This window comes from Rhodococcus opacus (assembly GCF_012396235.1).
Taxonomy (GTDB): Bacteria; Actinomycetota; Actinomycetes; order Mycobacteriales; family Mycobacteriaceae; genus Rhodococcus_F; species Rhodococcus_F opacus.
On the sequence record NZ_JAAXPA010000021.1, the window covers coordinates 124,586 to 138,372 of the forward strand.

At 68.5% G+C, this 13,787-nt stretch carries 10 protein-coding genes; 7 read left to right on the top strand and 3 right to left on the bottom strand.

All coding sequences use genetic code 11. The annotated features are described in order from the left end of the window. Positions 1 to 98: 98 nt before the first annotated feature. Entirely contained in the window at positions 99 to 1,907 is a 1,809-nt protein-coding gene (glsA, locus tag HGB39_RS25615; protein WP_005573447.1) for a glutaminase A, read from the bottom strand. A 249-nt stretch (positions 1,908 to 2,156) separates the two neighbouring features. On the opposite strand from glsA, the gene dxs reads away from it, so the two are divergent. After that, on the top strand, positions 2,157 to 4,106 hold the full coding sequence (gene dxs / locus HGB39_RS25620; RefSeq protein WP_043793474.1) for a 1-deoxy-D-xylulose-5-phosphate synthase: 1,950 nt from the start codon (positions 2,157 to 2,159) through the stop codon (positions 4,104 to 4,106). Positions 4,107 to 4,175: 69 nt separating this feature from the next. Here the strand turns inward: dxs and HGB39_RS25625 are convergent, their stop codons facing one another. Further along, a complete protein-coding gene (locus HGB39_RS25625) occupies positions 4,176 to 5,573 on the bottom strand; it encodes a sugar porter family MFS transporter (RefSeq protein WP_005573445.1) in 1,398 nt (465 codons plus the stop codon). Positions 5,574 to 5,669: 96 nt separating this feature from the next. Further along, entirely contained in the window at positions 5,670 to 6,686 is a 1,017-nt protein-coding gene (locus HGB39_RS25630; RefSeq protein WP_005573443.1) for an iron-siderophore ABC transporter substrate-binding protein, read from the bottom strand. Positions 6,687 to 6,983: 297 nt separating this feature from the next. On the opposite strand from HGB39_RS25630, the gene HGB39_RS25635 reads away from it, so the two are divergent. Genes HGB39_RS25635 through HGB39_RS25660 form a run of 6 tightly spaced genes read left to right on the top strand, consistent with a single transcriptional unit; the run spans position 6,984 to position 13,763 of the window. Then, a complete protein-coding gene (locus HGB39_RS25635; RefSeq protein WP_005573441.1) occupies positions 6,984 to 7,760 on the top strand; it encodes a GntR family transcriptional regulator in 777 nt (258 codons plus the stop codon). Beyond that, entirely contained in the window at positions 7,757 to 7,984 is a 228-nt protein-coding gene (locus HGB39_RS25640) for a 4Fe-4S dicluster domain-containing protein (protein WP_005240903.1), read from the top strand. Before HGB39_RS25635 ends, HGB39_RS25640 begins: the two co-directional genes overlap by 4 nt. Before the next feature lie 16 nt (positions 7,985 to 8,000). Beyond that, the gene (locus HGB39_RS25645) at positions 8,001 to 9,431 is read left to right on the top strand and encodes an ABC transporter substrate-binding protein (protein ID WP_064080143.1); all 1,431 of its coding nucleotides are present in this window, start codon (positions 8,001 to 8,003) and stop codon (positions 9,429 to 9,431) included. Continuing rightward, on the top strand, positions 9,428 to 10,288 hold the full coding sequence (locus HGB39_RS25650) for an ABC transporter permease (RefSeq protein WP_005560973.1): 861 nt from the start codon (positions 9,428 to 9,430) through the stop codon (positions 10,286 to 10,288). The genes HGB39_RS25645 and HGB39_RS25650 overlap by 4 nt, the downstream gene beginning before the upstream one ends. After that, positions 10,285 to 11,064 (top strand): ABC transporter ATP-binding protein, encoded by a 780-nt coding sequence (locus HGB39_RS25655; protein WP_005560971.1) that lies wholly within the window; start codon positions 10,285 to 10,287, stop codon positions 11,062 to 11,064. The genes HGB39_RS25650 and HGB39_RS25655 overlap by 4 nt, the downstream gene beginning before the upstream one ends. After that, positions 11,064 to 13,763: a fumarate reductase/succinate dehydrogenase flavoprotein subunit gene (locus HGB39_RS25660; protein ID WP_064080144.1), complete on the top strand. Its 2,700-nt coding sequence runs from the start codon at positions 11,064 to 11,066 to the stop codon at positions 13,761 to 13,763. The genes HGB39_RS25655 and HGB39_RS25660 overlap by 1 nt, the downstream gene beginning before the upstream one ends. Positions 13,764 to 13,787: the final 24 nt, after the last annotated feature.

The window sequence follows — 13,787 nt, forward strand, 5'->3', positions numbered from 1 at the left end:
TGCACCCTGCTTTCGATTCGAGCGTCGTCGATTCCGAGCCCCAAGCCTGTCCGATTTTTCCGATTCGGGCAATCGCATTTCCTGTGGGCGGTCCTGGATCAGGGCCGCAGCAGCGACCGGAGCACCACGTCGAGTTGCTCGTAGGCACCGGCAGCAAGCCGTTCGAGGAGAGCGAGTTTGAGGCCGGGCTCGTGAGCGGCCATGTCGGCGTACCGTTCCGCGGGGAGTACGGCGACGGTGACGTCGGAGTCGGCGCACACGTCGTTGAGGAAGTGCAAGTCGAGCAGCATCGTCATCTCGCCGAAGGTCATGCCCGTCGAGAGCGTCATGATCCGGTACACGGCACCCCCGGAATCGGTGACTCTCATGCTGACCCGGCCCGACAGGATCAGAAACAGCCCGCACGCCCGGTCGCCCCGGTGGATGATCTGCTCGTCGCGCGTGAACGTGCGGATATCGAGGTCGCGGGCGAGTCGCCGCAGCTGCTCCGGTGGAAGTCCGGCCAGCACCGGATGTTGCGTGACGTCGATCGATGCCGGCTGGCGGAGGGCGGCGCAGTGCAGGTCGAGGAGGGTGTCCTCGGACCACTGCAGTGCGGCGTCGAGGTCGGCGAACACCCGCCCGCTCGTTCCGGTGAGATCCGACCGCGTGTAGCCCAGCAGCCCCGCCGGATCGACGAGGGCGACTGCGCAGCCGCGACGGGTGAGTTCGTCGCGCAGACTGTCGAGCATGCGGCGCGCGATGCCGCCGACGTCGTCGACCCGCCGGACGTCGATCACCACGACCTCGAGCTCGGTCTCGACCCCGCCGATCTCGCGCACCGCGGACTCCGCGCCGGCGAAGAGGAGGTCGCCGTGCAGCTCGTAGATCCTGCTGCGCTTGCCGACGTCGTCGAGGGCGGCCCGCTCGGCGGGAGTGCGCCGCATCCGCGACGGACCGTCGACGACGGAGTAACTGGCACGGATCGCCGAACGGGCGGCACGGGTGACATGGAGGAAATGCAACTCCAACTCGGCCGACAAGGCCCGGCACGCCTCCACCCCGCGCACGCTGTTGCCGTGCTCGTCGAGGCGCGGCGAGTAGACGGCGATGCCGATCTGCCCCGGCAGGACCGCGATGATGCCGCCGCCGACGCCGCTCTTGGCCGGCAACCCCACCTCGTACACCCACTTGCCCGCGGCGTCGTACATGCCGCATGTCGACATCACGCTCAGAACCCGCTCGACGAGGGCCGGGTCGAGAACGGTCTCCCGGGTGACGGGGTTGACGCCGTTGTTCGCCATCGTCGCAGCCATCACGCTCAGGTCCCGGCACGTCACGTCGACGGAGCACTGGCGGAAGTAGAGGTCGACGGCCTCGTCGGGGTCGCCGGTGATGATGTCGAACGAGCGCAGCATGTGGCCGATGGCCCGGTTGCGGTGCCCGGTCCGTGACTCGGACTCGTACACCGACCGGTTGAACGTCAGGTCCCGTCCGGCGTAGCGGGAGTACGCGGCCCGGATTCGTTCGAACCGGGTGTCCAGGTCCGGTCCGGCCACCAGCGACGCCGCTGTGATCGCCCCGGCGTTGATCATGGGATTGCGCGGTCGCTCCGTCCGGGGGTCGAGGCTGATCTCGTTGAACGGTTCCCCGGACGGTTCGACGTCGATCTTCTCGGCGACGGCGCCGGACCCGCGATCGGCGAGCGCCAGGGCATACGTGAACGGTTTCGAGATGGACTGGATCGTGAACGGCAGGCGGGTGTCGCCGACCTCGTACACGAAGCCGTCCACGGTGGCGATGCAGATTCCGAACGAGTCGGGGGCGACCGCGGCGAGTTCGGGAATGTAGTCGGCGAGCTCGCCGCTGCGGTTCTCCCGGGTCGCGGCGAAGACTTTCCCGATCAGCGCGTCCACGACGGTGCTCATGAGTCGACCCTAGAGGCTGTTCACGACGCTGTCGGGTGTTCCGAGGAGTCCGTCCGGCGGCACAATTGTGTGAAGCCGGTCACGGCCGTGGCCGGGATGCCCGAGGACGAGCCCACGATACGGGGCCGCACCGGCCCATACCGTGTGTCCCGCGCTCCGGCGGCTCCGTAGACTGGTTCCACTGTGACGTGACACGAAGCCACGGCAGAGGCACGCAAGGCGGCGTGCATCACGGAGGGAGCGATCTCGTTGGGTGTTCTTGCCCGTATCCAGACGCCTGACGATCTTCGTCAGCTGAATTCGGCGGAGATGAAGCAGCTCGCCGCGGAGATTCGTGAGTTCCTCGTGCAGAAGGTCGCGGCGACCGGTGGGCATCTCGGCCCCAACCTGGGCGTCGTCGAACTGACCCTCGCGTTGCACCGCATCTTCGAGTCGCCCGCCGACCCGATCATCTTCGACACGGGCCACCAGGCGTACGTCCACAAGATCCTCACCGGCCGCAAGGACGATTTCGACTCGCTCCGCAAGCAGGGAGGCCTGTCCGGGTACCCGTGCCGGGCGGAGAGCGACCACGACTGGGTCGAGTCCTCGCACGCATCGGCGTCGCTGTCGTACGCGGACGGCCTCGCGAAGGCCTTCGAACTGACCGGGCAGGACCGCCACGTCGTGGCCGTCGTGGGTGACGGCGCACTGACCGGCGGCATGTGCTGGGAGGCCCTGAACAACATCGCGGCAGGCAAGGACCGCTCGGTGGTCATCGTCGTCAACGACAACGGCCGCTCGTACGCGCCGACCATCGGTGGTCTCGCCGACCACCTCGCGGCTCTCCGCCTCCAGCCGGGATACGAGCGCATCCTCGACAGTGGCCGCCGGATGGTGAAGAAACTTCCGTGGGTGGGCCGTACCGCCTACTCGGTCCTGCACGGCATGAAGGCGGGCCTCAAAGACGCCGTGGCCCCGCAGGTGATGTTCACGGACCTCGGCATCAAGTACCTCGGGCCGGTCGACGGACACGACGAGGCCGCGCTCGAATCCGCGCTGCGCCGCGCGAAGGCGTTCGGTGGCCCGGTCATCGTCCACGCCGTCACCCGCAAGGGCATGGGGTACGCGCCCGCCGAGAACCACGTGGCCGATCAGATGCACTCGACCGGCGTGATCGACCCGATCACGGGTAAGTCGGCCGGGTCGGCGTCCGCCGACTGGACGTCGGTGTTCTCGGCCGAGCTGATCGATCAGGCGAGCCACCGGCAGGACATCGTGGCGATCACCGCGGCGATGGCGGGCCCGACCGGTCTCGCCGCGTTCGGCGAGAAGTATCCCGACCGGATGTTCGACGTCGGAATCGCCGAGCAGCACGCCGTGACATCGGCGGCCGGCCTCGCCCTGGGGGGTCTGCACCCGGTGGTCGCGGTCTATTCGACGTTCCTCAACCGCGCGTTCGATCAGCTGCTGATGGACGTGGCGTTGCTGAAACTTCCCGTCACCCTCGTTCTCGACCGCGCGGGTATCACCGGCAACGACGGCGCCAGCCACAACGGCATGTGGGACATGTCGCTGCTCGGCATCGTCCCCGGTATGAAGGTCGCGGCTCCCCGCGACACCGCCACCCTGCGGGAGGAACTGGACGAAGCGCTGGCCGTCGACGACGGCCCGACCGCGCTCCGGTTCCCGAAGGGCACGGTCTGCGACGACGTCCCCGCGCTGAGCCGCGTGGACGGTGTCGTCGACATCCTTCGCGCCCCCTCCGGGCGGAACGACGTGCTCATCGTGTCGGTCGGCGCGTTCGCCGGTCTCGCGCTCGCCGCGGCGGAACGCCTGGAACAGCAGGGCATCTCGGCGACCGTCGTCGACCCGCGGTGGGTCCTGCCCGTCCCGGAGTCGCTGGTGAAGCTCGCCGAGGACTACACGATGGTCGTCACCGTCGAGGACAGTGGGCTGCACGGCGGTGTCGGTTCCACCGTGTCCGCCGCGCTGCGGTCGGCCGGGGTCGACGTCCCCTGTCGTGACCTCGGTGTTCCGCAACGGTTCCTCGACCACGCGTCGCGCGCGCAGATCCACGCCGAGCTTGGCCTCACCGCGCAGGACGTCGCCCGGCAGATCACCGGATGGTTCGCCGGCCTCGGGAACCTGCGCCCCGGGCAGCAGAACGGTGTCGTCGCCGACCTCGATGCGCAGCGCGCGGAGAAAAGTGGACAGTAGTACCGGGCGCCCCACACAGAGATCCGGCCGAATCACACTGTGATTCGGCCGGATCCGTTCGTGCCTGGGTCAGGTGTGCATCTCCTCGAGTTCCATCCCCTTCGTCTCCTGGACCTTCGACCGGACGAAGAAGAAGGACAGCAACGCGAAGAACGCGAATAGTCCGTACAGGAACCACAGCCCGACCGAGCGGGTGAGCGGCGGGAACGACAGCGTGACCATGAAGTTCGCGATCCAGTTCGCCGCCGTGCTGATGCCGAGTGCGTAGGCGCGCATGTTGTTGGGGAACATCTCGCCCAGCATCACCCACATGACCGGGCCCCAGGTGGAGGCGAAGAAGATCACGAACAGGTTGGCGCCGATCAGGGCGACCGCCCCCCACGGGCTGGGGAGCACGACGTCGTCGCCGCTGCCCGTCGCCTGGGAGAAGGCGATTGCGGCCATGAGCAGGCTCACGAACATGCCGAGCGAGCCGACCATGAGCAGGATGCGCCTGCCGATCCGGTCGACGAACAGGATGGCGACGAACGTCATGCCCACGTTGATGATCGCGGTGATCACCGACGTGGTGAACGACTCGTTCTCGGTGAAGCCCACCGACTTCCAGAGCGTGGTGGAGTAGTAGAAGATCGCGTTGATACCCACGAACTGCTGGAAGATGGCCATGAAGATGCCGACCCAGACGATGGGCTGCAGCCCGAACTTCGGGCCGCGAATGTCGTCGAACGACGCCGTCGATTCGTGGCGGAGGGTCAGCCGGATCTCGGAGACGCGCTCGTGCGGGTCGACTTCGCCGGTGATGTTCGCGAGGATGTCGGCCGCCTCCTGATCGAGGTGCTTGCCCACGAGGTACCGCGGAGACTCGGGAATGAGCAGGGCGAGAATGCCGTACACGACCGCGGGGACCACACCGACGAGGAACATCCAGCGCCAGGCCTCGAGGTTCAGCCACAACTCGTTCGAGGCGCCGCCCGCGGCGTTCTGCAGCACCGCGTCCGACAGCAGCGCGGCGAAGATGCCGAGAGTAATGGCCAACTGCTGCAGCGACGCCAACGCGCCGCGGTAGCGGGCCGGCGCGATCTCCGCGATGTACGTGGGCGCAATGACCGACGCGATCCCGATGCCGAGGCCTCCGAGGACGCGCCACAGCATCAGGTCGGGGACGCTGAAGGCGAGACCCGCTCCGAGCGAGGACACGACGAACAGCACCGAACCGAGCAGCATCACTTTCTTGCGGCCCCAGCGGTCCGCGAGGCGACCCGCAAACCATGCGCCCACAGCACATCCGAGCAGGGCGATCGCCACGGCGAAGCCCGTGAAGAACGATCCGAGTTCGAAGTGGCCCTGGATGGAATCGACGGCGCCGTTGATGACCGAGCTGTCGAAACCGAAGAGAAATCCACCTACCGCGGCGGCGACGGTGACGCCGATGACCTTCGCGGTGTGTCTTTCGGACATCTGCGTCATCGCATACCTGCTTTCGGCGAGCGTTCCTGATGCGGGCACAGCGGAAATTTGTGTCTCGAATCACGCTACGCCCGAGACCGCCTGTCAGGCGGGAGTTCAGGCACCCGCTTTCGTGGCGGCCTCGCTCAGCTGAGGCGTCAGCTTGTCCAGAACCCACGGTGTCGCGAGAACGCTGGTCTGGCTGAGCCCCGAGATGATCTTCGTGTCCGACAGCGCGACCGCGGTTCCACGCCCGAGGGCACCGAGATTCGCGTAGGCCGGGTTCGCGGCGACGGTGGTGTTCTCCGGGACGAACGCGACCACGACGTCGGCGTCCACATCGGAGATGTTCTCCACGGAGATGTCGGCGAAGAACTTGTCCGGATCATTGGCAGCGGCCAGCTTCTGCACACCGGGAGACACGGTGAACCCGAGCTGGGTCAGCACCTGGACACGGGGATCGGAGGGCATGTAGACGTTGACCGTCGCGGCGTCGGTGTCGAAGTTGATCACCGAGATCGTCTTGCCGGCGAACTCGGGGTGCGCGGCGGCGGTCTGGGCGAGGGTGTCGTCGAGACCGGCCACCAGCTGCTCCGCCTCGGCGCTCTTGCCGAGTGCCTGTCCGACCAGCGTGGTCTGGTCCTGCCACGTGGTCTGCCACGCCTTGTCCGGGTACGCCACCGTGGGGGCGATTCCCGACAGCTTCTCGTACGTCGCCTGGTCGAATCCCTCGTATGGGGCGAGGACGACATCGGGCGCCAGCGAGGCGACGCCCTCGATGGGGGTGGACGTCGCCGTGTCGAGCAACGTGGTCCGGGACGGATCGAATCGGTCCTGCAGCCAGGGCATCACACCGTTCGCCTCGGCGCCGTATGTGTATTTCGGCATGCCGACCGGTGTCTCGCCGAGCGCGTAGACGACGTCCTGGGCGTTCCATCCGAGGGTGACGATGCGTTCGGGCGCCGCGTCGAGGGTTGTCGATCCGAACGTGTTCTCGATGGTGACCGGAAATCCCTCACCGGACGCTTCCGTGGTGCCTCCGCTGTCGCCGGACGAGCACGCGGCGAGGAAGAGGGACGAACTGGCCACGGCGAGTGCGACGGCGAGCTGACGTCTGGCGGTGGGTGCGAACACGGCAACGACTCCTTCGGGGCGAAGATAGAAGGTAAGCCTAACCTAGACTTCATCGCTCGACGGGCGGACGTCGCGACTTCGAATCACCCTGATTGAAACTTCCCGGCCCGGCCCGGCCTGGCGCATTGCCGGGTCGTTGCCGTGTTTCCGCTGGTGAGGCGTTCCGGTCCCGGCGTGGACCCGGCCGATTCACGGGGGCGCCCCGAGCGGCTGTTCGCGGCGACTCCGGGCCCCGCCGAGTGCCGTTAGCGTTTGTCTTCGTCCAGCTCACACGCACTATCGACGAAGGAAACCACGGTGGTGAATCCGACTCCCCTCCAGACGGCGTCGCGCAGTTCCCGCGCGGACCATGCGCGCAGATTCGCCGACCTGCTCCGTCAGCAGATCCACGCGGACTCCTTCGCCGAGCGCGGATTGCCGTCGGAATCGGAGTTGGCCGCCGAGTTCGGCGTGTCGCGCAACGCGGTACGCGACGGACTGGCGCTGCTGAAGCAGGAGGGGCTCATCGACCGGGTCCCGCGCGTGGGAACGCACGTGGCGCAGCGCAAGTACGACCACGGTCTCGACGCCCTGCTCGGGTTGAAGGAGACGCTGAAGGGGCACGGCGAGGTCCGCAACGACGTCCGCGCCGCCCTGGAGATCAGCCCGCCGCCCGCCGTCGCCCGCCGCCTGCAGCTGGAGCCGAGCGAACCTGCCGTCTACATCGAGCGGGTGCGCTATCTCGGCGACCTGCCGCTCAGCCTGGACCTCACGTACCTCGTTCCCGACATCGGAGCCGAGATCCTCGGCCACGACCTCGAAACCAACGACGTGTTCGCGCTGATCGAGGAGGTCTGCGGTCAGCCCCTCGGCTCCGCCGATGTGGCGATCGAATCGGTGAACGCCGACGCCCATTCCGCCGCGAACCTCCAGACGCCCGAGGGTGCGGCGCTCCTGTTGCTCGAACGCCTCACCCGGCTCGTCGACGGACGTCCCGTCGACCTCGAATACATCCGCATGCGCGGTGACCGAATCACCATGCGCAGCAGCCTCGTCCGCCGACCCGACATCACGAACTGGGAGCTCACCTCATGACTTTGGTCAATCAACGAGCCGACGTACCCGTCACCATCGACGAGTCGCTGTGCATCGAGGGCTGCACCCTGTGCGTCGAGATCTGCCCGCTCGATTCGCTGGCTATCAACCCGGAGAACGGCAAGGCCTTCATGCACGTCGACGAATGTTGGTACTGCGGGCCCTGCGCGGCTCGCTGCCCGACCGGCGCGGTCACCGTGAACATGCCGTACCTCCTCCGCTGAGCGAAAGACCACACAGATGAAGCGACGCTCTTCCACCTTCGCGATCGCCGCCGCGGCACTGACACTCGTGGCGACGAGTTGCTCCCTCGAACCCTCGGCCGACAACGGTGACGCGGTCACACTCGTGATCGGGTACCAGTCCAAGACGATCAACACCGTCACCGCCGGAACGCTGCTGCGCGCACAGGGATACCTCGAACAGCGCCTGCAGGACGTGACGGAACAGACCGGAACGAAGTACTCCGTCGAGTGGCAGGACTACGACACCGGGGCGCCGATCACCGCCCAGATGGTGGCCGAGAAGATCGACATCGGATCGATGGGCGACTACCCCATGCTGATCAACGGCTCCCGCACCCAGGCGAACCCGCGCTCGAAGACGGAGATCGTCTCGGTCACCGGTTACAACCCCGAGGGCGCACTGAACATGGTGGTGGTGCCACCGAATTCACCCGCGACCACACTCGGCGACCTGGCCGGCAAGAAGGTGTCCGCGAGCGTCGGCTCCGCAGGCCACGGCACCCTCGTCCAGGCACTCGACCGCGCCGGAATCGACCCGGGTACCGGCGTCGAAGTGCTCAACCAGCAGCCGCAGGTCGGATCCTCTGCCCTGGAGTCCGGTCAGGTGGCGGCGCTGTCGCAGTTCGTCGCCTGGCCCGGGCTTCTCGTCTTCCAGGACAAGGCCAAGCTGCTGTACGACGGCGCCGAACTCCGAACCCCGACCCTGCACGGTGTGGTGGCCCGTGAGGCGTACGCGGACGAACACCCCGAAGTTCTCGACGCATTCCTCCGGGCGCAGCTCGACGCCACGCGGTTCGTCCAGACGCAACCGCTCGAGGCGTCGCGGATCGTGGCCGACGCGAGCGGCCTGCCGCAGGAGGTCGTGTACCTGTACAACGGCCCGGGCGGCACGTCGTTCGACACGACGCTCGAGCCGGACCTGATCGGCGCGCTGAAGAACGATGTGCCGTACCTGAAGTCGATCGGCGACTTCGCCGACCTCGACGTCGACGGTTTCGTGAACGACGCTCCGCTCCGGTCCGCGTTCGAGGCCGACGGGCAGGACTACGACGCCACGCTCGCGTCCACGGCCAACCCGACGTCGGTCATCGGCACTGATCCCGTGTGCGCCACCGCCCCGAGCGATCCGGCACTGGCCGGCGAGGTCTGGTTCGACGGCGCCACCGGGACGCAGCCGGCCGCGGACCCGACGTGCCTGCTCCGGGCGGTGAAGCAGGCCCGGGCCGAGGGACGCGCCGTGCGCGCTGCCTACGTTCCCGACGCCGAACTGGGCACCCGGTGGTTCGCGGACAAATCGGTGTGGGTGCGCGACGGCGACAACTTCCTGCCCTTCACCACCGGCGCCGCGGCAGACCGCTACCTGCGCGCGCACCCCACGGGTGGCGTGGTCACGTACGACCGCGCGGTCGAGGAGGTGCGGCAGTGACCACCCTGCAACGGTCGACGGTCCTGGTCGACACCGAAGCCGCTGTCGAAGAACACGATCCGGCATCGACGCGCCGGCGAACCTCGCCGTGGCGGTCACGCCTCGTACGGATCACGTCCGTGATCGCGGCAATCGTCGCGTGGCAGTTGCTGACCGCCAACGACGTGCGGGTGTGGTTGCGGTTCGACACGCTCCCCACCGTCACCGACGTCGTGTCCGCGTTCGGTACCCAGCTGCAGAGCGACCTGTTCTACCTCGACCTCGGGCAGTCGCTGATCCGCATCCTCAGCGGATTCGGACTCGCGACCGTGGTCGGTGTGGCCACCGGAATCGCCCTCGGCAGATCGGAACTGTTCGCCGACGTCCTCGGTCCGCTGACGGAGCTCGCGCGGCCGATCCCCGCCATCGCGGTGGTGCCCGTCGCGATCCTGCTGTTCCCCAGCGACGAGGCCGGCATCGTGTTCATCACGTTCGTTGCCGCGTTCTTCCCGATCATGGTGAGCACCCGGCACGCTGTCCGGGCCCTCCCGACATTGTGGGAGGACTCGGTGCGCACGCTCGGTGGCGGACGCTGGGACGTGCTGTCCCGGGTGGTGCTGCCCGGAATCCTGCCCGGCGTGTTCGGTGGACTGTCGGTCGGGATCGGGGTGGCGTGGATCTGCGTGATCTCCGCCGAGATGATCTCCGGCAGGCTCGGTGTCGGCTACCGCACCTGGCAGGCGTACACGATCGTCGACTATCCCGGCGTCTTCGTCGGCATGATCACCATCGGCATCCTCGGATTCGCGACGTCCGGCGCAGTCGAACTGCTCGGCAGGCGCGTCACCCGCTGGCTGCCGCGAGGGGAGCGCGCATGACCGCCACCGCCGGAGCGTCCGTGGCCGCCGGCATGTCGCTGGTCCTCGACGACGTCACCCTGTCCTACACCGGGAACCCCGTCATCCGTTCGCTGTCGCTGACCGTGGTCCCCGGCGAGATCCTCGTGCTCACCGGGCCTTCGGGGTGCGGTAAGTCCACCGTGCTGCGCGCACTGGCCGGTCTGCTGCCGCCCGATTCGGGCCGCGTCGTCGCCGACGGTGCGGCGGTGGAGTCGACGTCCCGGGACCGGGCCGTCGTCTTCCAGGACAACGCGCTCCTCCCGTGGCGCACGGTGCGCTCGAACATCGAGCTGGCCCTCGCGCTCCGCGGCGAACCCCGCAAGGGACGCCGTGAGACCGCCGATCGCTGGATCGCGGAGGTGGGTCTGACCGGGTTCGGCGACTTCCTGCCCAAGAACCTGTCCGGCGGCATGCGGCAACGAGTGCAGTTGGCGCGCGGACTCGCCGGGGCGCCGCGGGCCGTGATGATGGACGAGCCGTTCGGCGCCCTCGACACCCAGACCCGCGGCGTCATGCAGCGACTGCTCGTCGACACGTGGAGTACTCACCCGACCACCGTGGTGTTCGTGACCCACGACGTGGACGAGGCGGTGCTGCTCGGTGATCGCGTCGCGGTGCTCGGCCGGGCCGGCGAGCCGCTGCGGGCGCTCGTCGACATCCCGCACCCCCGGGACCGCGACCACCTCGACCACCCCGACACCCGTGCCGCGCGCGCCGACGTGCTCGCCGCACTGAACCACACTTCGGAGACCTGATGGACATCCCCGACCTCGCGGACACCGTCCGTCTCGATTGCGACGTGCTCGTGATCGGTGGCGGCACCGCCGGCACGATGGCGGCACTGACCGCCGCCGAGAACGGCGCGAACGTGCTGCTGCTCGAGAAGGCGCACGTGCGCCATTCCGGCGCGCTCGCAATGGGAATGGACGGCGTCAACAACGCCGTCATTCCCGGCAAGGCCGAACCCGAGGACTACGTCGCCGAGATCACCAGAGCCAACGACGGAATCGTCAACCAGCGCACCGTGTACCAGACGGCGACCCGCGGTTTCGCGATGGTGCAGCGCCTCGAGAAGTACGGCGTGAAGTTCGAGAAGGACGAGTACGGCGAATACGCGGTCCGCCGGGTGCACCGCTCCGGCTCGTACGTGCTGCCGATGCCCGAGGGCAAGGATGTGAAGAAGGCCCTCTACCGGGTGCTGCGGCAGCGGAAGATGCGGGAGAAGATCCGCATCGAGAACCGGCTGATGCCCGTCCGGGTGCTGACGGAGAACGGCCGCGCCGTCGGGGCCGCGGCGCTGAACACCCGCACCGGTGAGTTCGTCGCGGTCGGGGCGAAGGCAGTGATCCTCGCGACCGGTCCGTGTGGCCGGCTCGGGCTCCCGGCATCGGGGTACCTCTACGGCACGTACGAGAACCCCACCAACGCCGGTGACGGTTACTCGATGGCCTATCACGCGGGAGCCGAACTCAGCGGCATCGAATGCTTCCAGATCAACCCGCTGATCAAGGACTACAACGGCCCGGCGTGCGCGTACGTCGCGAACCCGTTCGGCGGCTACCAGGTGAACGCCGAGGGGGAACGGTTCGTCGACTCCGACTACTGGTCGGGGCAGATGATGAGCGAGGTCAAGAGCGAGATCGAATCCGCCCGCGGGCCCATCTATCTCAAGGTCAGCCACCTCCCGGAGGAAACGCTCGACACGCTCGAGTCGATCCTGCACACCACGGAACGCCCCACCCGCGGCACGTTCCACGCGAACCGCGGCCACGACTACCGCAGCCATGACATCGAGATGCACATCTCCGAGATCGGCTTGTGCAGCGGGCATTCCGCGTCCGGGGTGTGGGTGGACGAGCACGGCGCGACCACCGTTCCCGGCTTGTACGCGGCAGGCGACCTCGCCTGCGTCCCCCACAACTACATGATCGGCGCCTTCGTGTACGGCGACCTCGCCGGATCGCACGCCACCGGCACCCTGCCCGACGTCGAGGCGCCGGCCGCGCTGCCCGCGGAGCAGCTGGCCGCCGCGCACGAGCTGATCTACCGGCCGCTGCGCAACCCGGACGGGCCGCCGCAGCCGCAGGTCGAGTACAAGCTGCGCCGCTTCGTCAACGACTACGTCGCGCCGCCGAAGACGGCGACGAAGCTGTCGATCGCCGTCGAGACGTTCGAACGGATGGCTGGGGAGATCGCCGGGATGGGCGCGACCACCCCGCACGAGCTGATGCGCTGCGCGGAGGTCACGTTCATCCGGGACTGCGCGGAAATGGCGTCCCGCAGTTCCCTCACCAGGACCGAAAGTCGCTGGGGGCTCTACCACGAACGGGCGGATCTCCCGGAGCAGCGGGACGACGAATGGGGGTACCACCTGAATCTGCGGCGCGGCGAGAACGGCGACATGGAATTCCTCAAGCGCCCCGTCGAGCCGTACTTCGTGCCGGTGCCCGGTCTCGATTCCCTTCCGCCGGTGGACCGGACGGTCGTACCCGTCGCGCAGCCGCCGCTGGTCGGGGGGCGTGCCCCGGTGGAGGAGCGCTCGCGCATCGCGGCGCCGGTCCGGCAGGAGCCGTCGTCACCGGCCATCGTCGCAGTCCTCGGACTCGACGCGCCGAGCGTCGCAGAGCTTGCACCGTATCTGGGCGACGCCGACCCGCAGGTCCGCGTCACGGCACTCTCGGTGCTGACGGAAGGAACCCCGGACGGATTCGGGGCGGCCCTCGTCGACGCCCTCGGCGACGGTGCGGTGACGGTGCGCCGCGCTGCCGCCGACGGCCTGCGCGAACTCGTCGAGGTGCTGCCGTCCGCCGACGGACTGGCCGACCACCTGGGGTCGGGTGACGCCGTGGTCCGGGCCGCCGTGGTCGACGTTCTGCGCGCGTTGCACGCCGGTTCGGCGGAGCAGTTCCTGACGGCGCTGTCCGACGGCGATCACCACGTCCGGATCGAAGCGGTGCGGGCGCTGGTGTCGCTGGACCGGTGGGAGTCGGTGGCGGCGGGCGCGCACGACGAGAACCGGGAAGTGCGGATCACCGTCGCACACGGCCTGGCCACCATCGGGCTCGGCGGTGTCGACACCGTGCGCTCGCTGGCCGGCGACCGCGATCCGCTCGTGCGCGCCGCCGCGCTCACGGCGTTCGCGAGTCTGGGCTGCACCGGCGACGACGTGACCCTTGCGGCGGCGGCGCTGCGGGAGTCGGCCTGGCAGATCCGGCAGGGCGCCGCGCGGGCACTCGCCGGAGCGGACCCCGAAGTCGCGGTGGCCGCGCTGGCGGACGCCCTGACGGATGCGCACCTCGACGTGCGCAAGGCCGCCGTCCTCGCACTCGGCCGGTGGCCGGGCGGCCGGGCCGCCGTCGGCGCGCTCACCACTGCGCTCGAGGACACGGACGCCGACGTGCGGGCGCACGCCCGCCAGGCGCTCGCCGCCGCCGATCACATACCCGTCCCCTGAGCACGTGAGTGGCGGGGGGGGGGG